Origin of the sequence: Streptomyces muensis (assembly GCF_021474425.1) — a bacterium.
Taxonomy (GTDB): Bacteria; Actinomycetota; Actinomycetes; order Streptomycetales; family Streptomycetaceae; genus Streptomyces; species Streptomyces muensis.
Map to the genome: position 1 here is coordinate 54,119 of NZ_JAKEIP010000013.1, position 21,669 is coordinate 75,787.

General features: G+C 67.9%; 17 protein-coding genes. 7 read left to right on the forward strand and 10 right to left on the reverse strand.

Going from position 1 to position 21,669, the window contains the following annotated elements:
- Window positions 1-37: 37 nt before the first annotated feature.
- Together murJ and L0P92_RS06190 are read right to left on the reverse strand one after the other, a co-directional pair.
- On the reverse strand, window positions 38-2,278 hold the full coding sequence (murJ, locus tag L0P92_RS06185; protein ID WP_234761491.1) for a murein biosynthesis integral membrane protein MurJ: 2,241 nt from the start codon (window positions 2,276-2,278) through the stop codon (window positions 38-40).
- Window positions 2,279-2,323: 45 nt separating this feature from the next.
- Entirely contained in the window at window positions 2,324-4,732 is a 2,409-nt protein-coding gene (locus L0P92_RS06190) for a DUF6049 family protein (RefSeq protein WP_234761492.1), read from the reverse strand.
- Between the two features lie 271 nt (window positions 4,733-5,003).
- Here L0P92_RS06190 and L0P92_RS06195 point away from each other — a divergent pair, with 271 nt between their 5' ends.
- The gene (locus L0P92_RS06195; RefSeq protein WP_234761493.1) at window positions 5,004-6,470 is read left to right on the forward strand and encodes a CCA tRNA nucleotidyltransferase; all 1,467 of its coding nucleotides are present in this window, start codon (window positions 5,004-5,006) and stop codon (window positions 6,468-6,470) included.
- A gap of 104 nt (window positions 6,471-6,574) precedes the next feature.
- On the opposite strand, the gene L0P92_RS06200 is transcribed toward L0P92_RS06195, so the two are convergent.
- The 4 genes from L0P92_RS06200 to L0P92_RS06215 form a co-directional block, all read right to left on the reverse strand.
- On the reverse strand, window positions 6,575-7,096 hold the full coding sequence (locus L0P92_RS06200; protein ID WP_234761494.1) for an LppU/SCO3897 family protein: 522 nt from the start codon (window positions 7,094-7,096) through the stop codon (window positions 6,575-6,577).
- Window positions 7,097-7,206: 110 nt separating this feature from the next.
- A complete protein-coding gene (locus L0P92_RS06205) occupies window positions 7,207-8,484 on the reverse strand; it encodes an MFS transporter (RefSeq protein WP_234761495.1) in 1,278 nt (425 codons plus the stop codon).
- A gap of 99 nt (window positions 8,485-8,583) precedes the next feature.
- Entirely contained in the window at window positions 8,584-9,666 is a 1,083-nt protein-coding gene (locus L0P92_RS06210; protein WP_234761496.1) for an inositol-3-phosphate synthase, read from the reverse strand.
- Between the two features lie 43 nt (window positions 9,667-9,709).
- Window positions 9,710-10,393: a PadR family transcriptional regulator gene (locus L0P92_RS06215; protein WP_234761497.1), complete on the reverse strand. Its 684-nt coding sequence runs from the start codon at window positions 10,391-10,393 to the stop codon at window positions 9,710-9,712.
- Between the two features lie 352 nt (window positions 10,394-10,745).
- Here L0P92_RS06215 and L0P92_RS06220 point away from each other — a divergent pair, with 352 nt between their 5' ends.
- Window positions 10,746-13,376: a transglycosylase domain-containing protein gene (locus L0P92_RS06220; protein WP_234761498.1), complete on the forward strand. Its 2,631-nt coding sequence runs from the start codon at window positions 10,746-10,748 to the stop codon at window positions 13,374-13,376.
- Between the two features lie 213 nt (window positions 13,377-13,589).
- Window positions 13,590-15,092: a glycosyltransferase family 87 protein gene (locus L0P92_RS06225; RefSeq protein ID WP_234761499.1), complete on the forward strand. Its 1,503-nt coding sequence runs from the start codon at window positions 13,590-13,592 to the stop codon at window positions 15,090-15,092.
- Between the two features lie 110 nt (window positions 15,093-15,202).
- Here L0P92_RS06225 and L0P92_RS06230 read toward each other — a convergent pair whose 3' ends face one another.
- The 3 genes from L0P92_RS06230 to L0P92_RS06240 form a co-directional block, all read right to left on the reverse strand.
- The gene (locus tag L0P92_RS06230; RefSeq protein ID WP_062721160.1) at window positions 15,203-16,234 is read right to left on the reverse strand and encodes an alanine racemase; all 1,032 of its coding nucleotides are present in this window, start codon (window positions 16,232-16,234) and stop codon (window positions 15,203-15,205) included.
- Between the two features lie 98 nt (window positions 16,235-16,332).
- Window positions 16,333-17,451, reverse strand: coding sequence for a peptidoglycan bridge formation glycyltransferase FemX (femX, locus tag L0P92_RS06235; RefSeq protein WP_234761500.1), 1,119 nt, complete (start codon window positions 17,449-17,451; stop codon window positions 16,333-16,335).
- Window positions 17,452-17,668: 217 nt separating this feature from the next.
- Window positions 17,669-17,977 carry a hypothetical protein gene (locus tag L0P92_RS06240; RefSeq protein ID WP_234761501.1) on the reverse strand — a complete coding sequence of 103 codons (309 nt, stop codon included), beginning with the start codon at window positions 17,975-17,977 and terminating at the stop codon, window positions 17,669-17,671.
- 264 nt (window positions 17,978-18,241) lie between these two features.
- Between L0P92_RS06240 and rpsF the strand changes: the two genes are divergently transcribed.
- The 4 genes from rpsF (at window position 18,242) to rplI (ending at window position 19,990) form a co-directional block, all read left to right on the forward strand.
- Window positions 18,242-18,532: a 30S ribosomal protein S6 gene (gene rpsF, locus L0P92_RS06245; RefSeq protein ID WP_005482942.1), complete on the forward strand. Its 291-nt coding sequence runs from the start codon at window positions 18,242-18,244 to the stop codon at window positions 18,530-18,532.
- Between the two features lie 81 nt (window positions 18,533-18,613).
- Window positions 18,614-19,207 (forward strand): single-stranded DNA-binding protein, encoded by a 594-nt coding sequence (locus L0P92_RS06250; protein WP_234761502.1) that lies wholly within the window; start codon window positions 18,614-18,616, stop codon window positions 19,205-19,207.
- Window positions 19,208-19,288: 81 nt separating this feature from the next.
- The gene (gene rpsR, locus L0P92_RS06255; protein ID WP_003949403.1) at window positions 19,289-19,525 is read left to right on the forward strand and encodes a 30S ribosomal protein S18; all 237 of its coding nucleotides are present in this window, start codon (window positions 19,289-19,291) and stop codon (window positions 19,523-19,525) included.
- 18 nt (window positions 19,526-19,543) lie between these two features.
- Window positions 19,544-19,990 (forward strand): 50S ribosomal protein L9, encoded by a 447-nt coding sequence (rplI, locus tag L0P92_RS06260; RefSeq protein WP_234761503.1) that lies wholly within the window; start codon window positions 19,544-19,546, stop codon window positions 19,988-19,990.
- Window positions 19,991-20,161: 171 nt separating this feature from the next.
- On the opposite strand, the gene L0P92_RS06265 is transcribed toward rplI, so the two are convergent.
- Window positions 20,162-21,499 carry an MATE family efflux transporter gene (locus L0P92_RS06265; protein ID WP_234761504.1) on the reverse strand — a complete coding sequence of 446 codons (1,338 nt, stop codon included), beginning with the start codon at window positions 21,497-21,499 and terminating at the stop codon, window positions 20,162-20,164.
- Between the last annotated feature and the right edge of the window lie 170 nt (window positions 21,500-21,669).

Here is a 21,669-nt window from a genome sequence, read left to right on the forward strand (position 1 = left end):
CACGATGGCGGACGATGGTTGTGCGCGTACCCCCACCTCAGCGACCCAGGCGTCCGCGCACCATGCCGACCAGTGAGTTCAGCTCCTCGATCCGCATCCGGCGCGCGGCGACGAAGAAGACCCCGAGCAGTACGGCGCCGCCGGCCAGCAGCGCGGCGAACGAGCCGAGAACGCCCTGCCCCAGGCTCTGGGCGATGCCGTAGCAGGCCGCGCCGCTCAGCAGCGCCGCCGGCACCGAGGCGATGCAGAGCCTGGCGTACGTCCGCATCACGCGGGCGCCGTCGAGGTCGCCGCCGAGCTTCTTGCGCAGCCGGCTCCAGGCCACGCCGACACCGATCGCGTAGGCCAGTCCGTACGAGGCGGCCATGCCGACGACGGCCCAGCGGGCCGGGATGACGAAGTAACAGACGGCTGAGGCGGCGGCGTTGACGGCGGCCACGATGACCGTGTTGTAGAAGGGGGTCCGGGTGTCCTCGTAGGCGTAGAAGGCGCGCAGGACCACGTACTGCACGGAGTACGGGATCAGGCCGAGACCGAAGGCCATCAGCATGAAGCCCATGTTCGTGGCCTCGCTCGCGCCCGACGTGCCGAACATCAGGGTGCACATCGGGATGCCGAGGGCCAGGAATCCGAAGGCGATGGGGACGATCGCGACCGCAGTCGTCCGCAGTCCCTGGGAGATGTCGTCCCGGACGGCCCCGCTGTCCCCCTCGGCCGCCGAGCGCGACAGACGCGGCAGCAGGGCGGCCATCAGCGAGACGGTGATGATGGCCTGCGGCAGACCCCAGATCAGCTGGGCGTTGGCGTAGGCGGCGAAGCCGGTTCCGTCGACGTCGGAGTTGACGCCGGCGGCGGTGGACAGCTGGGTGACCACGAGGGCGCCCGCCTGGTTGGCGAGGACGAAGAGGATCGTCCACTTCGCGAGCATCGCCGCCTTGCCGAGACCGTGGCCCTTCCAGTCGAAGCGCAGCCGCAGTCGGAAACCCGTCTCGCGCAGGTACGGGATCATCGCCAGGGCCTGGACGACCAGGCCGAGCAGCACACCGATGCCGAGGAGCCGCTGGCCCTCCGGCGGGATGCTGGTGACGGCCATGCCGGAGTGCTCCGCGGTGCCGTACACCCAGAGGAACATCCCGAGCGTCACGATGATGACGATGTTGTTCAGGACCGGGGTCCACATCATTGCGCCGAACTTGCCGCGGGCGTTGAGGATCTGACCCATCACCACGTGGACGCCCATGAAGAAGATCGAGGGCAGGAAGTAGCGGGTGAAGGTGATGGCGACCTCGTTGGCGGCGGGGTCGTTGGCGACGGGGGTGGACAGGGCCTTGACCAGGAGCGGCGCGCCGACCATCGCGAGTGCGGTGAGGGCGGCGAGCGCCACCATCACCAGGGTCAGCAGACGGTTCGCATAGGCCTCGCCGCCGTCCTCGTCGTCCTTCATCGCGCGTACCAGCTGCGGCACGAAGACCGAGTTGAGGCCGCCGCCGACGGTCAGGATGTAGATCATCGTCGGCAGCTGGTAGGCGACCTGGAACGAGTCGCCGAGCAGGCCGAGGCCCAGCGCCGAGACGATCATCATGGACCGGACGAAGCCGGTGAGCCGGGACACCATCGTGCCCGCGGCCATCACGGCGCTCGACTTCAGCAGACCGCCGGCCCGCCCGCCCTTCTTCGCGGCAGGCGGCGTGGCAGGAGCGGGTGCCGGCGGGGTGCTGTCGGCCGCGGCAGGCGGCGGAGCCCCCTGGTAGGGGCCCGCGGGCGGCGCCGGGGTCGGAGACGGCACCGCGGGCGGCTGGTACTGCGGATGGCCGCCCTGCTGCTGGTCCCGGAAGAGGTGTGCGAAGGCGTCGTGCTCGGGGCGCTCCTCGGTGGAGTGCGTGACGAGATCGTCGACGCCCACGTACTGGGTCGTACGGTGATCGTCGCCGTACGGCAGGTACTGGGTCGGGCCCTCCGGCTCGGGTGCCGGCGTCTGCGCCCACACGTTCGGGTCGGGGGCGTACGGCGACTGCGGTGGCTGGGCGTACAGCGCCTGGGGCGGCTGGTACGTGCCCGGCGGGGGCGGCGGATGGGCGGCGCGGTCGTACAGCGCCTCGGCGACCGGGTCCTGCGCGGAGAGGTCCTGCGAACGGTAGGGGTCCTGGTCGTAGGCGTCCTGGAGGTACATGTCCGCGGGGTGCTGCGGCGGTACCTGGCCATGCTCGGGCGGCGGGCCCTCGGGGTGCCCCGGGGGGCCCGCGGGCTGGCCGCGGTCACCGTCGTACGGCGCGTTCATGGTTACCCCACCTCATCGTCCCGGGCCCACCGGCCACGACATCGCTCAACGGTCCACTCTCTCACCCGTGCCGGACGGGTCCTTGCTTTCCGCTGCGGTGTCCGGTGCAGGGTCACTCGGCTGCTCCGGCGCGTCTGCCCGGATACCGGTGTCCGACTCTTCCTCGAGGAGTTCCTCGGGCGTGAGACGGTCTTCGGGGCCTTCCGGGTTCTGCGGATCGCCGTCGGTCTCGCCGGTCTCCCGGGAACCGTTCTCCTCGGCCGCCCGGGCCGCCGCGCGCTTGCGCTGCGTGTACATACGGAACCCGGCGAGGACGAGCAGAAGGAATCCGCCGCCGATGACGAGCATCACGGTGGCCGTGAACTCGGTGACCTTCACGTCGAAGGTGACGGGTGGGCCGTATTTCTGGCCGTCCTCGGTGAACAGCTGGGCGACGACCGTGGCCTGGCCGTTGGCCTGTGCCGACGTGGTGAACTTCACGGTCTGGCTGTGTCCGCCGGAGACCGTGACGCGCTGTTCGTCGAAGGCCTCACCGCCGATCTCAAGGCGCCTGGGACTCTTCGAGGTGAGCCGCAGCACGAGGTGGTCGACGCCCTGGACCAGGTTGTTCTGCACGGTCACGGGGATCGTGGCGCTGCGTCCGGAGAGCTTGGTCTCCGACTTCTTGATCAGCGTGACCTGACCGGCCAACGAGTCGACGTAGGCCTCGATGCCGTTGCGGTAGTCCGCGGCCTGCGCGGAGCGGCCGCGCCACGACGTGGACATCGCACGGTTCATGGCCCGCCCGAAGGGGGTCACCACCCGGGACTTGTTGGTGAGGATCACCTTGAACTTGTCGAGCTTGTCCTGCGTGGTGGCGACCTGCTCGAAGGCCGATCGCGGCAGCTGCTGCTTGCGCAGCGAGGACGGGTACTTGGACGCCGCGGGCACCTTGGTGGTGGCGCCGGAGTCCGGCTTGGCCGCGGCGGCGGCCGTGAGGTCCTGGGACTGGGTCCATGTGCCGCTCTGGAGCGCCGTGACCGCCTCGGCCATCGTCTGGGCCTGGCTCGCCGTCGGCATCCGCTGCGGGGCGACGACGATGCTGCGCTGCTTGTCCGACTGCAGGTTGAGGGCCAGGCTCAGGGCCAGGAACCGCTGCACGGCGAGCGTCGAGTTCGACGCCTTGGTCAGGTTGCCCTGGAACGCGGTCGACATCCGTGCGTCCGCGACGACCGCCGTCGTGCCGCCGCCGATGGGGCGGGCCGCGGAGGGCGTGTAGGTCAGGCCGCCGGTCTCCACGAGGCTGTCGCTGCGGGCGATCACCTTGTCCGCGCCGGCCGACGTGGCGACCTTGACGATGGACGGGTCGACGGCGCCGTTCACAGGCCAGGCGAAGTCGGTGGACGGCTGTACGTGGAGGACCGAGTCGACCGTGTCGGCGGCGACGTCGGTGGCCTCCTTGAGGTGGTTCAGGGAGCCGGTGACGTTGGTGCCGTTGTGCGCCAGGGAGGCCAGATCGGGGTCGGCGAAGGGCAGGGCGACGACTTCCTTGTCCTGCACAGCGTCCTGGAGCTCGGCCAGCCACTGCGTCGCGACCGTCCGATAGGTGCCCGGCCTGGTGGTGTCGCCCTCGCCCTGGACGCGGTAGCTCTCCGTCATCGCGTCCACGGAGGCCAGCAGGTCGGGGTCGATCACCCAGGTGACGTCGAGTTCCTTGCCCAGCGACACGAGCTGTTGCAGCCGGCCGCCGGGCGAGATCTCCTTGGCGAGGTCGTCGTCACGGAAGACCGGTGTCTGCGACTCGTCCGACCCCGTCTGCGCCGTCATGTGCGAGGTGGACATGAGCGGCCACAGAACGGTCGTCCGGGTCTGGGTGTCGGCCGCGTCGGGCTGCCACGGCAGGAAGGTCCGCTGGATGCCGAGGACTCGGTCCCACGGCTGCGCGGCCGTCTCACCGGACAGGGAGACCGAGAACTGGTAGACCCCGTCCGCGCCCAGATCCAGCTTGTCGACCGGTACGGAGATGCTGAAGCGCTGGGAGACGCCGGGAGTGAGCTTGGCGAACTCCTCCACGTACTTCCCGCCCACCGGGGCCCCGTCGAGGCCGTCCTGGTAGCCGGTGCGGCCGGCGACCGTGTCGATGGCCGAGCGGGTGTTCACGGGCGAACCCAGGCGCAGGTCCACCTGGGCGTCGGTGACCGCCTGCTTGCCCTGGTTGGTCACTGTGCCGGACACGGTGAGGGTGTCGCCGTCACCGGGGACCGTGGGGGTGAGCGAGTCCACAGCGACGGCCACCGTGCCCGAGCCGGAAGCGGCCGGCAAGGAATCCTTTTCGGCGGCGTGTGTGGAGGTGGCGGCAGGCAGCTGGAGCAGGCCGGCCAGCAGAGGTGCCCCGGCGAGCAGCGCTCCGGTGCGCCGCATCCACCGGCGGGCAGGTGAGGGAGTCATCCCCTGGAAGTCTGCCGCCTCGGCCACGCGCTCGCCCGTCCCTCGTCGTCGTCAGTGGTCGTCGGAATGTGCGTCCACGCATGGTAACGATGCGCGCTGAGAGGAAGTGCCGCGGTCTCATCCACAAGATCGGTTCGGACCGTCGGCCCTGTCCAGTATGTGCGCCTATAAAGGGGAGCGGTTTGGTACGTCGCAAGGGCAGGCCTTGTGCGCGTATCCCCGGAGCTGTCCGCACCACCGAATGTGCACGTTTAATGGAGGCGCTCCCGGTCGCCCCGGCCACGTACCCTCTTCTGTTGTGCCGAACGCCAACGAAGACATGCCCAGCGCCCTGAGCCAGGCGCAGCACCGCGCGGTGAGTGAACTGCTGCGGGTTGCCCCTGTCGCCGACGACCTCGCCCGCCGTTTCCAGGAGGCCGGGTTCTCACTCGCCCTGGTCGGCGGGTCGGTCCGGGACGCGCTGCTCGGCCGGCTCGGCAACGACCTGGACTTCACGACCGACGCCCGTCCCGAGGACGTGCTGAAGATCGTGCGGCCGTGGGCGGACGCCGTGTGGGAGGTCGGTATCGCTTTCGGCACGGTCGGGGCGCAGAAGGACGCCCGCGTCGGAGACGCTGATCGATGCTTTCAGATCGAGGTGACCACCTACCGGTCGGAGGCGTACGACCGGACCTCGCGCAAGCCCGAGGTGTCGTACGGCGACTCGATCGAGCAGGACCTCGTCCGTCGGGACTTCACCGTGAACGCGATGGCCGTGGCTCTGCCCGAGAAGGAGTTCATCGACCCGCACGGCGGTCTGGAGGACCTCGCGGAGCGTGTGCTGCGCACGCCGGGCACTCCCGAGGAGTCCTTCTCGGACGACCCGCTGCGCATGATGCGTGCGGCGCGCTTCGCGGCACAGCTCGACTTCGAGGTGGCTCCTGAGGTCGTCACCGCCATGAAGGAGATGTCCGGGCGCATCGAGATCGTCTCGGCGGAGCGGGTGCGGGACGAGCTGAACAAGCTGATCCTCTCCGCCCAGCCGCGCAAGGGTCTGACTCTGCTGGTCGACACGGGGATCGCCGACCATGTGCTGCCCGAGCTGCCGGCTCTGCGTCTGGAGCGCGATGAGCACCACCGCCACAAGGACGTCTACGAGCACTCGCTGATCGTCCTGGAGCAGGCGATGGCACTGGAGGAGAACGGCCCCGACCTGACCCTCCGGCTGTCCGCGCTGCTCCACGACATCGGCAAGCCGCGCACCCGTCGCTTCGAGAAGGACGGCCGGGTCTCGTTCCACCACCACGAGGTGGTCGGCGCAAAGATGACGAAGAAGCGCATGACGGCCCTGAAGTACTCCAACGAGCTGGTGAAGGACGTCTCACGTCTGGTCGAACTCCACCTGCGCTTCCACGGCTACGGCACGGGCGAGTGGACGGACTCGGCGGTTCGCCGTTACGTCCGTGACGCCGGCCCGCTCCTTGACCGCCTCCACAAGCTGACCCGCTCGGACTGCACCACACGCAACAAGCGCAAGGCGACCGCGCTGTCCCGTGCCTACGACGGCCTGGAGGAGCGGATCGCCCAGCTCCAGGAGCAGGAGGAACTGGACTCCATCCGTCCCGACCTCGACGGCAACCAGATCATGGAGATCCTCGGAGTCGGGCCCGGACCGGTCATCGGTCGCGCGTACAAGCACATGCTGGAGCTGCGGCTGGAGAACGGGCCGATGGGGCCCGACGAGGCGGTGGCGGCGCTGAAGGAATGGTGGGCCGAGCAAGGCTGAGGCCGCGAGACGGGGTCATGTTTCACGTGAAACATGACCCCGTGGACGCGAGATGCTAAGAGGGGCGGTGTTTCACGTGAAACACCGCCCCTCCTGGCGTCTGCCTACTTCTTGTACTCCTTCAGGCACAACAGGAACTTGTCGCTCTTGCTGCTCTGTGTGTACGTGTACTCGAAGTCCTTGGCCTCGCTCGCGCACTTGTTGCTGGCCGAGAGCTCGGTGGTGTACGAGCCCTCGATCTTGGCCAGCACCACGTACTGGGCCTCCGAAGAGCCACAGTCGACGACCTCGAGGTCCGGGTTGGTCGAGCTGGTGCTGCCGCGGTGCATGCAGTCGCCGACCGCTGCCGTCTGTGCGTCGTCCTGGCTGGCTATGTAGCCCCCGATGGCCACAGCCACAGCGGCCACGATGATGACGATGTTCTTGATCGTCTTGAAGCTGAGCTTGCGGCGCGGCTGCTGCGGCGGAACCGGCGCATAGGGCGCCGCGCCCTGCTGGGGGAACCCGGGCTGGCCCGGCTGCTGCGGGTAGCCGCCCTGGGGCGGGTACGGTGCCTGGCCCTGCGGCTGGCCGTACGGGTTCTGGCCCTGGGCGAACGGGTTGCCCTGGGGCGGCGGAGTTGTCACTTGGGGGTCCCCCTAGAACATGGGTGCGTGGCGCGAACTAAGCGCGGAAATAAGACGCACGTAAGTTACCGGTCCCCACTGACACCGGAGTGGCCGGGAGTGGCTCTGTGTCATTGATGTGACACAGGCTGGTGCTCAAAGCGGGCCATAGCCACAGCAACTGCCGCGTAGATAACGGCGACCGTGACCACAAGCGGCACCGACCGGCCGTCCGGCGGCAGCATCAGGGCGGCGACGCCTGCCGCACCGACGAAAGAGACGTTGAACAGCACGTCGTAAACGGAGAAGATCCGGCCACGGAAGCCGTCCTCGACCGAGGCCTGCACGATCGTGTCCGTGGCGATCTTCGCTCCCTGTGTCGTCAGGCCCAGCACGAACGCCGCCACCAGCATGGGAGTTGTGGCGAACGGGAGGCCGAGTGCGGGCACAAGGATCGCGGCGGCCCCCGCGCACACGGCGATCCACAGGCCCGCGCCCAGCCGCCCCGCGGCCCAGGGAGTCGCCACCGCCGCCGCGAAGAACCCGGCGGCGGAGATGGCCAACGCCAGCCCCAGCAGCGCGAGTCCGTCATCGGCGTTCGAGGAGAAGGCGTACCGGCAGAGCATCAGCAGTGTGACCAGCAGGGCGCCGTAGCAGAAGCGCATCAGGGTCATCGTGAACAGCGCCCAGACGGCCTCTCTCCGCGGTGGCGCGGAGAGATGGCGTACCCCCGCCGCCAGGTCGCGCACGGTGCCGGAAATCGCCGCCGCGAGGCGCGGCTGGACCAACTCTCGGTCAGGACCCAGCAGTTCCCGGGACATACGTAGTGACGCCAGCCCCGCGCACAGATACAGCGCGGCCCCCAGAAGCACCACGGCCGCGTCGGAGTCCCACGCCACCAGCCGTACGACGAAGGCCAGACCGGCACCCGCGGTCGCCGCGAGCGTCCCGGCGGTCGGGGAGAGGGAGTTGGCGATGACGAGCCGCTCCTGGTCGACCACGCGCGGCAGTGCGGCGGACAGGCCGGACAGGACGAAGCGGTTGACGGCGGTGACGCACAGGGCGGAGACGTAGAAGAGCCAGTCAGGGACCCCGGTGATGATCAGGGCGGCCGTGGCCGAGGCCAGTGCCGTGCGCAGCAGGCTGCCGTACAGCAGGACCTGGCGGCGACGCCAGCGGTCCAGGAGGACGCCGGAGAACGGGCCCACCAGGGAGTACGGCAGGAGCAGCACCGCCATCGCCGAGGCGATCGAGGCGGCCGAGGTCTGCTTCTCCGGGGAGAAGACGACGTACGTGGCGAGCGCGGTCTGGTAGACGCCGTCGGCGCCCTGCGAGAGCAGACGTACGACGAGCAGGCGCCGGAAGTTCCGGAAGCGCAGCAGGACCCGCAGGTCGCGTACGACGGACATGGGGCACAGCCTCACATACGGGGAGGGTCCCCGGGCGGTACAACCCGGGGACCCTCGGCAGCTCTGGCAGGAGCGTTCTAGTGCGGCGCTGAGGAGCCCTTAGCGCTCGACCTCACCCTTGATGAACTTCTCGACGTTCTCGCGGGCCTCGTCGTCGAAGTACTGGACCGGCGGGGACTTCATGAAGTAGCTGGAGGCCGACAGGATCGGGCCGCCGATGCCGCGGTCCTTGGCGATCTTCGCGGCGCGCAGGGCGTCGATGATGACGCCGGCGGAGTTCGGGGAGTCCCAGACCTCGAGCTTGTACTCCAGGTTCAGCGGGACGTCACCGAAGGCGCGGCCCTCGAGGCGGACGTAGGCCCACTTGCGGTCGTCGAGCCACGCCACGTAGTCCGACGGGCCGATGTGGACGTTCTTCTCGCCGAGCTCACGGTCGGGGATCTGCGAGGTGACGGCCTGCGTCTTGGAGATCTTCTTGGACTCCAGGCGGTCACGCTCGAGCATGTTCTTGAAGTCCATGTTGCCGCCGACGTTCAGCTGCATCGTGCGGTCCAGGATGACACCCCGGTCCTCGAACAGCTTCGCCATGACGCGGTGCGTGATGGTGGCGCCGACCTGGGACTTGATGTCGTCGCCGACGATCGGGACGCCCGCCTCGGTGAACTTGTCCGCCCACTCCTTGGTGCCGGCGATGAAGACCGGAAGGGCGTTGACGAAGGCGACACGCGCGTCGATGGCGCACTGGGCGTAGAACTTCGCCGCGTCCTCGGAGCCCACCGGCAGGTAGCAGACGAGGACGTCGACCTGCTTGTCCTTGAGGACCTGGACGACGTCGACCGGGGCCTCGGCGGACTCCTCGATGGTCTCGCGGTAGTACTTGCCGAGGCCGTCGAGGGTGTGGCCGCGCTGGACGGTCACGCCCGTGCGCGGCACGTCGCAGATCTTGATGGTGTTGTTCTCGCTGGCGCCGATGGCGTCCGCGAGGTCGAGGCCGACCTTCTTCGCGTCGACATCGAAGGCGGCGACGAACTCGACGTCACGGACGTGGTAGTCGCCGAACTGCACGTGCATCAGGCCGGGGACCTTGGACGCCGGGTCGGCGTCCTTGTAGTACTCGACTCCCTGAACCAGCGACGCGGCGCAGTTGCCCACGCCGACGACGGCTACGCGAACCGAACCCATTCCGGTTGCTCCCTGTGTGTACGAGTGAGGTCCTGAGTGGATCTCACGTGGCGGTGTCGTCGGGCGTATCCGGCCGGGGGTCGTCCCCCGGCCGGGGCAGGCCGCCCGGCGCTCCAGATGTGGTGTCCCGCGAGTCGGGCTCCCCGGTGGCGGAACCCTTCAGGTCCCGCCCGGCCCGCTCGCTCTCGATGAGCTCGTTCAGCCAGCGCACTTCGCGCTCCACGGACTCCATCCCGTGGCGCTGGAGCTCAAGCGTGTAGTCGTCGAGGCGCTCCCGCGTGCGTGCCAGGGAGGCGCGCATCTTCTCCAGCCGCTCCTCCAGCCGGCTGCGGCGGCCCTCCAGCACGCGCATGCGCACGTCCTGTGGTGTGCGTCCGAAGAAGGCAAATCGGGCAGCGAAGTGCTCGTCCTCGTACGCGTCGGGGCCGGTCTGCGAGAGCAGTTCCTCGAAGTGTTCCTTACCTTCCGCCGTCAACCGGTAGACGATCTTGGCGCGACGCCCCGCGAGTGGTGCGGCGAGGGCGTCCTCGGCGGTGCTCCCCGGTTCCTCGATCAACCAGCCGTTGGCGACCAGCGTCTTGAGGCAGGGATAGAGCGTGCCGTAGCTGAACGCACGGAACACACCCAGCGATGTATTGAGTCGTTTGCGCAGCTCATAGCCGTGCATCGGGGATTCGCGGAGCAGTCCGAGTACGGCGAACTCGAGGATCCCGGAACGTCGGCTCATCCCCTCGCCTCCTCGTCATATCTCGCGCTGATGTATCGACTCGATACATCAAGACGATAGAACGGCCTTCCGGGCGCGACAAGTGGGGGAACGGTGAACGGGATCACATCAACGATTCATGTGGAGCGAGTTGCCTGATTTGGGGTGAAGTTCGGGGCTAGGTGGGCTTTGACGGTGCGTAGTCTGTGCGCCATGCACAGCACTGGGAACCGAGTGATGCCTGAGGGCGTCGTTGTCCTCGGTGCAGTACGGGTGAATGCGGAACCGACCGCATCCGTACTTCGGGGGGACCGGAAAACAGCCGCCGTTGTCAGGCGCGCAGGGGTGCGCCTGCCCGAGGAGTAGTCGTTCGATGAGCGAGCACCGTCGCAAACAGCCGCAGCCGCAGGGAGGCGGACGTGCCGCGGCCCGACGCGGCCAGGCCGGCTCGTCCTCCGGCCGCCGAGCGGCACCGCGAAGCGCCACCGGATCTCCTTCCGACTCGTACGGGTCGGGTCCCAGCGGTTCGGAGGGTGAGGACCGTCCGTACGGCGGACGAGCCGAGGCACGACGCGCTGCCCAGAGAGGCGGAGGCAGCCGCCGCAGAGCGGCCGAACCGGCCCGAGGCGGCCGCCGTGCCGCTCCCGGCGGCCCGGGCGGCCCCGGCCGCGGCAGAGGCCGTTCGGCCCCGCCCGCCAGGAAGCGGTTCATCGACTATCCCCGCGCGGGCAAGTACGGCGCGGCACGCTGGGTGCCGTCGTGGCGGCTCATCACGGGGATCTTCGTCGCTTTCATGGGCGGTCTGGTCACTGCAGCGGGCATCGGGTACGCCATGGTGGGCATCCCGAAGCCTCAGGACACGGCCCTGGCCCAGAACAACGTCTTCTACTGGTCCAACGGCAAGCAGATGGCGTCGACCGGCGGCCAGACGAACCGCCAGCTCGTGAACAACTCGGAGATCCCGCCACAGATGAAGGATGCGGTGGTCTCGGCCGAGAACGCGTCCTTCTACGACGACAAGGGCATCGATCCTGCCGGTATCGCGCGCGCGGTCCTCAACATGGCGAGGGGCGGTGAGACGCAGGGTGGCTCCACCATCACCCAGCAGTTCGTCAAGAACACCTACCTGAGCCAGGAACAGACGCTCACTCGCAAGTTCAAAGAGCTGTTCATCTCCATCAAGGTGAACCAGAAGCTGACCAAGGACGACATCCTCGCCGGCTATCTCAACACCGCCTACTACGGCCGTAACTCCTACGGAATCCAGGCGGCGGCGCAGGCGTACTTCGGTGTGGACGCCAAGGACCTCAGCACGGAGCAGTGCGCCTTCCTCGCCGCTGTGCTGAAGGGCCCGAACTTCTACAACCCCGACGGTGGTGTGGGAGCGAACGCCACGAAGGAGGCAAACACCAAGCGGGCCAAGGAACGCTGGTCGTGGATCCTGGACCGCATGGTCGAGGTCAAGCGGATGACTCCGGCGGAGCGGGCCAAGGTCGGCAAGTTCCCCACGGTGAAGAAGCAGAGCTCGAACCTGTCCGGTCAGTCCGGTTACCTCATCGACATCGCCAAGGAGTACGTCGCCAAGAAGGCGAACCTGTCCCCCGAGGACCTGGAGAAGGGCGGCTACCGGATCTACACGACCTTCGACAAGCAGAAGGTCAACGAGATGGCGGCGGCCGTGGAGAAGACGGAGAAGAGCTTCCTCGACCCCAAGAAGCGGGAGAAGGACAAGTACGTCCAGTTCGGCGGTGCGTCGGTCGACCCCAAGACCGGAGCGATCGTCGCGCTGTACGGCGGCGCGGGCTACAACAAGGGCCACTACTCCAACAATGCCAACACTCTGGGTGTGCCGGTCGGATCGACGTGGAAGCCCATCGTGCTGGCCGCATCGATGAAGTACGGGACGTACGAGACCAACGGCAAGGCGCTCTCGCCGTTGACCAAGTACAACGGCAACGACCTCCTCGAGATCAAGGACCAGAACGGCGACCCGATCATGGGCGATAACGGAAAGCCGTTCCGTCAGAAGAACGAGGGCACCACGGCCTGGGGCGAGGTGACGCTCAAGAAGGCCATGGAGCAGTCGATCAACAGTCCGTTCGCGCAGCTGGGTATCGATGTCGGCCTGTCCAGGACCCAGGAGATGGCCAAGGACTTGGGCATCTCGGAGGCCTTCTTCGACAAGGCCAACATCAGGAACGTGTCCTTCTCGCTCGGTACGTCGACGCCCAGCGCGATTCGGATGGCGGACGCGTACGGTGCCTTCGCCAACGACGGCAAGCACATCGAGCCGTACTCCGTCACCAAGGTGATCCATGAGGGCAAGCAGCTCGACGGGTTCGAGGAACCCGAGGAGCAGGACGCCATGGAGCCGAACGTCGCGAACAACGTGACGGACGTCCTGGAGAACGTCGTCCAGAACGGCACCGGTAAGAAGGTCGCGGACATCGGGTTCCCGGTGGCCGGCAAGACGGGTACCACCGACGAGAACAAGTCGGCGTGGTTCGTCGGCTACACCAGGGAACTGTCCACGGCGGTGACGCTGTTCCGCACGGACCCTGCCAAGGGCAAGCTGCTGTCCATGAACGGCACCGGTGGCGTGTCGTCCATCCACGGTGGTGACATCCCGGCACAGGTCTGGAAGGACTACATGGTCGAGGCCATGAAGAGCTACGGCACGCCGGAGCCCTTCCCCGAGGCCGAGCCCATCGGTGAAGTCATCAACGACACCCCGACGCCGAGCGCGATTCCCACTCCCACGGAGACCGAGGACGAGAGCCCGAGCCCCACGCCGACGCCCTCCGAGTCGCTGACGTCCCCGTCGCCGACACCGACCGCGACCTGCGACGAGTTCGACTGGCAGTGCAACAACGCCAACGGTGGACAGAACGGCGGCTCAGACGGGGGTACGACCTCGTCGCCGACGCCTACCGAGACGGAGACGGACAACTCCGGGGGTAACGGCAACGGCAATGGAGGCATCTTCGGAGGACCGTCAGGCTGATCGGCGGGCTGATTGAAGGCTCAGCCGAAGAGCGAAGGCCGGTGGCCGGCACCCAGGAAATGGGGGTGTCGGCCACCGGCCCTTTTTTCGCTGCCGTAGCCCCTGGGAGCGCCGCCTGTTTCACGTGAAACGTCGGTTTCACGTGAAACAGGCGGCCGCCGCAGGCCCCTCGTCCGCGCCCCGTTCTCAGACTGGTACGGCAGGATGTGCCCCATGCCCAGTGCAGAGACGACGCCCACGAGCGTGCACGAGCCAGATCCGGTGCGGCCGACCGCGGAGGACGAGGTGGCCGCGAACGGGAGTGAGCTGATCGGCGGCCCCATCGGACGGCGTGCCCTGCTCGGGACGTCCTGGTGGACTCCGGTGCGGATCATCGCGCTCGTGGCGATCGGCATGTTCGTCCTCGGCCTGGTCCAGAAGGCGCCCTGCTACAACGGCGGCTGGTTCTTCGGCGCCAGCTCGCAGTACACGCATGCCTGCTACTCGGACATCCCGCACCTCTATCAGGGGCGGGGCTTCGCCGACGGGCTCGTGCCGTACTTCGACAAGCTGCCCGGCGACATGGAGTACCTCGAGTACCCGGTGCTGACCGGCGTGTTCATGGAGGTCGCCTCCTGGCTCACGACGGGGAGCGGCACCATCCAGCACCAGGAGCAGTGGTACTGGATGGTCAACGCCGGGATGCTGATGGCGTGCGCGGCCGTCATTGCCGTCTGTGTGAGCCGCACGCACGCTCGGCGCCCCTGGGACGGGCTGCTGGTCGCCCTGGCGCCCGCCTTCGCGCTGACCGCGACCATTAACTGGGACCTGCTGGCCGTCGCCCTGACGGCCGCGGCGATGCTGATGTGGTCACGCGGCCGCGCCCTCGCCTTCGGCATCCTGCTCGGACTCGCCACGGCCGCGAAGCTCTACCCGGTCTTCCTGCTCGGCCCGCTGCTCGTCCTGTGCTGGCGCGCGGGCAAGTGGCGGGACTTCGGGAAGGCGCTGGGCGGTACCGTCGTCGCCTGGCTGGTGGTGAACCTGCCGGTGATGCTGCTCGCCTGGGACGGATGGTCGCAGTTCTACCGGTTCAGTCAGGAACGGGGCGTCGACTTCGGCTCCTTCTGGTTGATCATGGCCCAGAACTCCACCGATCCGCTCAGCACGGAAACCGTCAACACGCTCGCCACGCTGCTGATGCTGCTGTGCTGTGCCGGCATCGCCGCGCTCACGTTCAGCGCGCCGCGACGTCCGCGGTTCGCACAGCTGGCCTTCCTGATCGTCGCGGCGTTCATCCTCACCAACAAGGTCTACTCGCCGCAGTACGTCCTGTGGCTGGTGCCGCTGGCCGCGCTGGCCCGGCCGAGGTGGCGGGACTTCCTCATCTGGCAGGCGTGCGAGGTGGCCTACTTCCTCGGGATCTGGCTGTACCTCGCGTACACGACCAGCGGGGACGCCCACAAGGGCCTGCCACCCGACGGTTACCACTGGGCCATCGGCGTGCATCTGCTGGGGACGCTGTACCTGTGCGCTGTCGTCGTACGGGACATCCTCATGCCGGACCGCGATCCGGTGCGCCGGGGCGGCGAGGACGACCCTTCGGGCGGCGTCCTCGACAGGGCGGAGGACGTGTTCGTGTTCGGGCCAGCGGCCCATCCGCCCCGGCATGCGGCCCACTTCGACGGGCCGCAAGTGGAGTGGGGCGGTCCGGGCAAGGTGACCGACAGTTCGCTCTGAGCGAACAGGCGAGGTGGCGCAGGCGAAAGGCCGTACGCGGAGAAGTTCCGTGTACGGCCTTTGGCGTTACGGCGTTGCCGAGCGGTGGTCGCTCAGCGGTCGGCGATCCGTCAGCGGTCGACGATCCGGTCGAACTGCGTGGTGGTGTGCCGCAGATGGGCGACCAGTTCGTCACCGACCTTGGGCTCGGGGGCGTCGGCGGGGACGAACAGGATGGAGACCTGCATGTGCGGCGGCTCCGCGAACCAGCGCTGCTTGCCGCCCCACACGAAGGGAGAAAGGTTCCGGTTGACCGTGGCGAGGCCGGCCCGGGCAACGCCCTTGGCGCGCGGCATGACGCCGTGCAGGGCCTTGGGGGCCTCCAGGCCCACCCCGTGCGACGTACCGCCCGCCACGACCACCAGGAAGCCGTCGGAGGCCGTCTTCTGCTGCCGGTAGCCGAAGCGGTCGCCCTTGGAGACGCGTGTGACGTCCAGGACCGCGCCGCGGTACTCGGTGGCCTCGTGGTCGCCCAGCCACAGCCGGGTGCCGATGCGGGCCCGGAAGCGGGTCTGCGGGAACTGCTGCTGCAGACGGGCGAGTTCCTCGGCCTTGAGGTGGCTGACGAACATCGTGTGCAGCGGCAGCCGGGCCGCACGCAGGCGGTCCATCCAGCCGATGACCTCCTCGACGGCGTCCGAGCCGTCGGTGCGGTCCAGCGGCAGGTGGATGGCGAAGCCCTCGAGCCGGACGTTCTCTATGGCGGCGTGCAGCTGCGGCAGATCGTGCTCGCTCACGCCGTGCCGCTTCATCGAGGACATCACCTCGATGACGACACGGGCGCCCACGAGGCCGTACACGCCGTCCACCGACGACACCGAGCGGATGACCCGGTCGGGCAGCGGTACCGGCTCCTCGCCGCGCCGGTACGGCGTCAGCACCAGCAGGTCACCACCGAACCAGTCCTTGATGCGCGCGGCCTCGTACGTCGTGCCGACGGCGAGGACGTCGGAACCCAGGCGCGTGGCCTCTTCCGCCAGCCGCTCGTGCCCGAACCCGTAGCCGTTGCCCTTGCAGACCGGGACGAGTCCTGGGAACTGCTCCTGCACGTGCTTGTGGTGCGCCCGCCAGCGCGCGGTGTCGACGTAGAGCGTGAGCGCCATGGCCGGACCTGGAACCTTTCTCGTGGCTGCGGTGTATCAGAGGTATGGAAGCTATCGACGGTGCAGCAGTTGACGGTATCGAAGCAGAGACCGCGAGGTCAGCGACGCGACATGTAGATGTCGAGCGCCTTGTGGAGCAGCTTGTTCAGCGGGAAGTCCCACTCACCGAGGTACTCGGCTGCCTGGCCGCCCGTGCCCACCTTGAACTGGATCAGGCCGAAGAGGTGGTCGGTCTCGTCCAGCGAGTCGGAGATGCCGCGCAGGTCGTAGACGGTCGCGCCGAGCGCGTAGGCGTCGCGCAGCATCCGCCACTGCATCGCGTTCGAGGGCCGGACCTCACGGCCGATGTTGTCGGAGGCGCCGTAGGAGTACCAGACGTGCCCGCCGACGATCAGCATGGTCGCCGCCGACAGGTTCACCCCGTTGTGGCGGGCGAAGTACAGCCGCATGCGGTTGGGGTCCTCGGTGTTGAGGGCCGTCCACATGCGCTGGAAGTACGACAGCGGACGCGGCCGGAAGTGGTCGCGCACGGCCGTGATCTCGTACAGCCGCTGCCATTCCTCGAGGTCCTGGTAGCCGCCCTGGACGACCTCGACGCCGGCCTTCTCGGCCTTCTTGATGTTGCGTCGCCACAGCTGGTTGAAGTTCTTGTGGACCTCTTCCAAGGACCGGTTGGCCAGCGGCACCTGGTAGACGTAGCGCGGCTGGACGTCGCCGAAGCCGGCCCCGCCGTCCTCGCCCTGCTGCCAGCCCATACGGCGCAGCTTGTCGGCGACCTCGAAGGCGCGCGGCTCGATGAAGTCGGCCTCGATGTCGCGCAGTCGCTTCACGTCCGGGTTCTGGATGCCCGCCTTGATGGAGCCCGCCTCCCAGCGCCGGATGATCACCGGCGGGCCCATCTTCACGGAGAAGGCGCCCTGGTGCTTCAGATGCGCGAGCATCGGTTCCAGCCAGTCGGTCAGATTCGGCGCGAACCAGTTGATGACCGGGCCCTCGGGCAGATAGGCGAGATAGCGCTTGATCTTGGGCAGCTGCCGGTAGAGGACGAGGCCGGCGCCGACGAGTTCACCGCTCTTGTCGAACCAGCCGAGGCTCTCCGAGCGCCACTCCGCCTTGACGTCAGCCCAGGCCGGGACCTGCATGTGGCTCGCCGACGGCAGGCTCTGGATGTATGCCAGATGCTGCTCGCGACTGATCGTCCTCAGGGTCAGGCTCATTCGGGGCGCTCCTCGGGCTGGTGTGTCCCCATGGGTACAGGGGCTCCGGCTCTCGCGCCGAAGCCTACTGCGCCTTGCGAGCGCCCCGACTGGGCGTACGGAAGCTTCGCCCCGGCTTCCGGGCCGCCGAGGCGTTCGAGGGTGTTCTATGCGGTGTTCTACCGGTGTTCGGGGAGCGGTGTCCCTGGCCGGAGCGAGGAGGTCGATGCCACCGGCGTCAGAAGCCGCCGAAGAGCCCGCCGTGCGCCATGCCGAGGAAGAAGCCGACTCCGGAGGCGCCGAGACCCACGATCAGGCCGAAGCGCTCCCGGGTCGTCTCAGAGATCCACTGGCCGTACGCACCCGTGAGGATGCCCACCAGACCGGTCCAGGAGCTGAGCAGGTGCAAGAAGTGGAACTGGGCCGTGATGAACGACGTGATGCCGAGCACCAGAGTCACCACGAGCAGGGTGTCCTGGATGGGATGGGGCTTTCCGTCCGTGGCGAAGAGGCCTCCGACGGTGTTGGGTCGCATTGCCTGTGCCATAGGGCACCTCCTGCGGAAGGCGGCGCATCGTAGCGCCATACACACCCGATGTGTACAGATTGTGGGCGACGGCGGCCGGATTTCAACCGGAAGCCGGTGTGCGGGTACTGTGTAGCGTCTGCAGCGGTGTCTGCCCGGGCCAGCTCGGCGGAACCGTGAGGTCACCCCCGATTGTCAGTGGCGGCCGATACCGTTGCGTACGCATCACAACCCTCCTGCCACGGAACGACCGTGGCCGCTGAGTCCAAAGGAGGTGGGTTCCACATGCGTCACTACGAGGTGATGGTCATCCTCGACCCCGATCTGGAGGAGCGCGCTGTCGCCCCCCTGATCGAGAACTTCCTCTCCGTCGTCCGTGAGGGCAACGGGAAGGTCGAGAAGGTCGACACCTGGGGCCGTCGTCGTCTCTCGTACGAGATCAAGAAGAAGCCTGAGGGCATCTACTCGGTCATCGACCTGCAGGCCGAGCCTGCGGTCGTCAAGGAGCTCGACCGCCAGATGAACCTGAACGAGTCGGTCCTCCGGACCAAGGTCCTCCGCCCCGAGACCCACTGAGCTCTCCCGCTCAGCTGAACTCGGGATTCGAGTAGCAGCAACCAAGCAGCCAGAGCAGCAAACCCGCCGAGAGGTTCCCCCATGGCAGGCGAGACCGTCATCACGGTCGTCGGCAATCTTGTCGACGACCCCGAGCTGCGCTTCACCCCGTCCGGTGCGGCGGTCGCGAAGTTCCGTGTCGCGTCCACCCCCCGCACCTTCGACCGCCAGACGAACGAGTGGAAGGACGGCGAGAGCCTGTTCCTGACCTGCTCGGTCTGGCGTCAGGCGGCGGAGAACGTCGCCGAGTCGCTCCAGCGAGGCATGCGCGTCATCGTGCAGGGCCGGCTGAAGCAGCGGTCCTACGAGGACCGTGAGGGCGTCAAGCGCACGGTCTACGAGCTGGACGTCGAGGAAGTCGGCGCCAGCCTGCGGAACGCCACGGCGAAGGTCACCAAGACCTCCGGTGGCGCCCGCGGTGGCCAGGGCGGTTACGGCGGTGGTGGCGGCCAGGGTGGCGGCGGCTGGGGCGGTGGCCCCGGCGGCGGCCAGGGCGGCGGCGGTGCTCCCGCCGACGACCCGTGGGCGACCGGCGCTCCCGCCGGTGGCCAGCAGGGCGGCGGCGGTGGCGGCGGCTGGGGTGGAAACTCCGGCGGCGGCCAGGGCGGCGGCTACTCGGACGAGCCCCCCTTCTAGGCCTTCGGGCCAGGCCTCAGGGCCGGTCCGGGTCAAAGGGCGGGTCGTACCCACACTTCTTGATCACACAGGAGAAACACCATGGCGAAGCCGCCTGTGCGCAAGCCGAAGAAGAAGGTCTGCGCTTTCTGCAAGGACAAGGTCACGTACGTGGACTACAAGGACACGAACATGCTGCGGAAGTTCATTTCCGACCGCGGCAAGATCCGTGCCCGCCGCGTGACCGGCAACTGCACGCAGCACCAGCGTGACGTCGCCACGGCCGTCAAGAACAGCCGTGAGATGGCGCTGCTGCCCTACACGTCCACCGCGCGCTAAGGGAAGGGTGACCGACTAATGAAGATCATCCTCACCCACGAGGTCTCCGGCCTCGGTGCCGCCGGCGACGTCGTCGACGTCAAGGACGGTTACGCTCGCAACTACCTGATCCCGCGGAAGTTCGCTATCCGCTGGACCAAGGGTGGCGAGAAGGACGTCGAGCAGATCCGTCGTGCTCGCAAGATCCACGAGATTCAGACCATCGAGCAGGCCAACCAGGTCAAGGGCCAGCTCGAGGCGGTCAAGGTCCGTCTGGCCGTCCGCTCCGGCGACGCCGGTCGTCTCTTCGGTTCCGTCACCCCGGCCGACATCGCTTCCGCGATCAAGGCCGCCGGTGGTCCCGAGGTCGACAAGCGCCGCATCGAGCTCGGTGCGCCCATCAAGACCCTGGGCGCCCACGAGACGTCCGTGCGTCTGCACCCCGAGGTTGCCGCCAAGGTCAACATCGAGGTCATCGCGGCCTGATCGCTGCGCTCGGCTTGAACAGTTGAATGAAGGGGCTGTACCTCCTGAGGTACAGCCCCTTTGTGCGGCAGACGGACGGGCGGCTCGTACAGGGATGACAGACCTTCGCGGGCCGCGTCCGTTTCACGTGAAACCGTGTCGTCGTGAAACCGCATGTTTCACGTGAAACAGTCAGCGCGTCGCGCCGGTGACGATCCAGCGCCCCGAGCGAGCGCGTAGCCATAGCGTCAGCATGCGCACCGTCATCATCAGTGTCATGGCCGCCCAGATCGCCGTGAGGCCGCCGCCTACGACGGGGACGAGTAGCGCGACCGGAGTGAACACCGCCAGCGTGACCACCATGGCCCAGGCTAGGTAGGGACCGTCCCCCGCTCCCATCAGGACGCCGTCCAGGACGAAGACGACGCCGCAGATCGGCTGGGAGAGCGCCACCACCAGGAGCGCAGGTAGGGCAGCGTCCTTGACCACCGAGTCGCTTGTGAACAGAGGCAGGAAGAGCGGCCGGGAGATCACCACGAGCAGGCCGAGTACGACGCCGGCTGCGATGCCCCACTCCACCATGCGGCGGCAGGCGGCTCGGGCGCCCTCGGCGTCTCCGGCCCCGAGATACCTGCCGATGATGGCCTGGCCGGCGATGGCGATGGCGTCCAGTGCGAAGGCGAGCAGGCTCCACAGGGAAAGGATGATCTGGTGTGCCGCGACGTCCGCGTCCCCGAGACGGGCTGCGACGGCCGTCGCGATCATCAGGATCGCCCTCAGCGAGAGCGTGCGGACCAGCAGGGGAACTCCGGCCTGTGCGGAGGCTCTGATGCCGACTGCGTCGGGCCGCAGGGAGGCACCGTGCTTGCGGGCTCCTCGCACCACGACGACGAGATAGATCGCGGCCATGCCGCACTGCGCGATGACCGTGCCCCAGGCGGAGCCTGCGATGCCGAGGTTGGCGCCGTAGACGAGCCCCACGTTGAGGACGGCGTTGGCAACGAAGCCCGCCACAGCGACATAGAGCGGTGTTCTGGTGTCCTGGAGACCGCGCAGGACGCCGGTGGCGGCGAGTACGACGAGCATGGCTGGTATGCCGAGTGCCGAGATCCGTAGATAGGTGACCGCGTAGGGGGCCGCTGTGTCCGAGGCGCCGAAGAGTTCCACGAGGAACGGTGCCGTGGGCAGAACGACCGCGACGACGAGGGCACCGAGGAGGAGGGCCAGCCAGATACCGTCCATGCCCTGGCGGATGGCGGCCTGGAGGTCGCCGGCGCCGACGCGTCGTGCGACGGCCGCTGTGGTGGCGTAGGCGAGGAAGACGAAGACGCTGACGGCTGTCATGAGAAGGGCTGAGGCGACCCCGAGTCCGGCGAGCTGTGCTGTGCCGAGATGGCCGACGATCGCGCTGTCGGCCATGACGAACAGGGGCTCGGCGACGAGTGCGCCGAAGGCCGGAACGGCCAGGGCGACGATCTCTCGGTCGTGCTGTCGCCGGGCGGCCTTGGGAGTCGCGGGAGCCTGTGTCATGACCACCAATCTAATCGTCCACAGGTAAGAGATGCAATGGAATAGTGACCCTTACTCGCTCACTTGTGGTGTGTGCTTGCGCGCACCGTTCGAAGAGATCTTGGTCCGACTGGGGAAGTTTTTCTTCTGCACAGCCGGTGGACGGTAAACGGCCAGTTCAGAGCCTGTGT

What these genes read in the sequence shown, in the direction of transcription:
- murJ (WP_234761491.1), bottom strand. Translation starts at nt 2,278, where the DNA reads ATGAACGCGCCGTACGACGGTGACCGCGGCCAGCCCGCGGGCCCCCCG.
- L0P92_RS06205 (WP_234761495.1), bottom strand. Translation starts at nt 8,484, where the DNA reads ATGTCCGTCGTACGCGACCTGCGGGTCCTGCTGCGCTTCCGGAACTTC.
- L0P92_RS06210 (WP_234761496.1), bottom strand. Translation starts at nt 9,666, where the DNA reads ATGGGTTCGGTTCGCGTAGCCGTCGTCGGCGTGGGCAACTGCGCCGCG.
- L0P92_RS06215 (WP_234761497.1), bottom strand. Translation starts at nt 10,393, where the DNA reads ATGAGCCGACGTTCCGGGATCCTCGAGTTCGCCGTACTCGGACTGCTC.
- L0P92_RS06220 (WP_234761498.1), top strand. Translation starts at nt 10,746, where the DNA reads ATGAGCGAGCACCGTCGCAAACAGCCGCAGCCGCAGGGAGGCGGACGT.
- L0P92_RS06225 (WP_234761499.1), top strand. Translation starts at nt 13,590, where the DNA reads ATGCCCAGTGCAGAGACGACGCCCACGAGCGTGCACGAGCCAGATCCG.
- L0P92_RS06230 (WP_062721160.1), bottom strand. Translation starts at nt 16,234, where the DNA reads ATGGCGCTCACGCTCTACGTCGACACCGCGCGCTGGCGGGCGCACCAC.
- femX (WP_234761500.1), bottom strand. Translation starts at nt 17,451, where the DNA reads ATGAGCCTGACCCTGAGGACGATCAGTCGCGAGCAGCATCTGGCATAC.
- L0P92_RS06240 (WP_234761501.1), bottom strand. Translation starts at nt 17,977, where the DNA reads ATGGCACAGGCAATGCGACCCAACACCGTCGGAGGCCTCTTCGCCACG.
- rpsF (WP_005482942.1), top strand. Translation starts at nt 18,242, where the DNA reads ATGCGTCACTACGAGGTGATGGTCATCCTCGACCCCGATCTGGAGGAG.
- L0P92_RS06250 (WP_234761502.1), top strand. Translation starts at nt 18,614, where the DNA reads ATGGCAGGCGAGACCGTCATCACGGTCGTCGGCAATCTTGTCGACGAC.
- rpsR (WP_003949403.1), top strand. Translation starts at nt 19,289, where the DNA reads ATGGCGAAGCCGCCTGTGCGCAAGCCGAAGAAGAAGGTCTGCGCTTTC.
- rplI (WP_234761503.1), top strand. Translation starts at nt 19,544, where the DNA reads ATGAAGATCATCCTCACCCACGAGGTCTCCGGCCTCGGTGCCGCCGGC.
- L0P92_RS06265 (WP_234761504.1), bottom strand. Translation starts at nt 21,499, where the DNA reads ATGACACAGGCTCCCGCGACTCCCAAGGCCGCCCGGCGACAGCACGAC.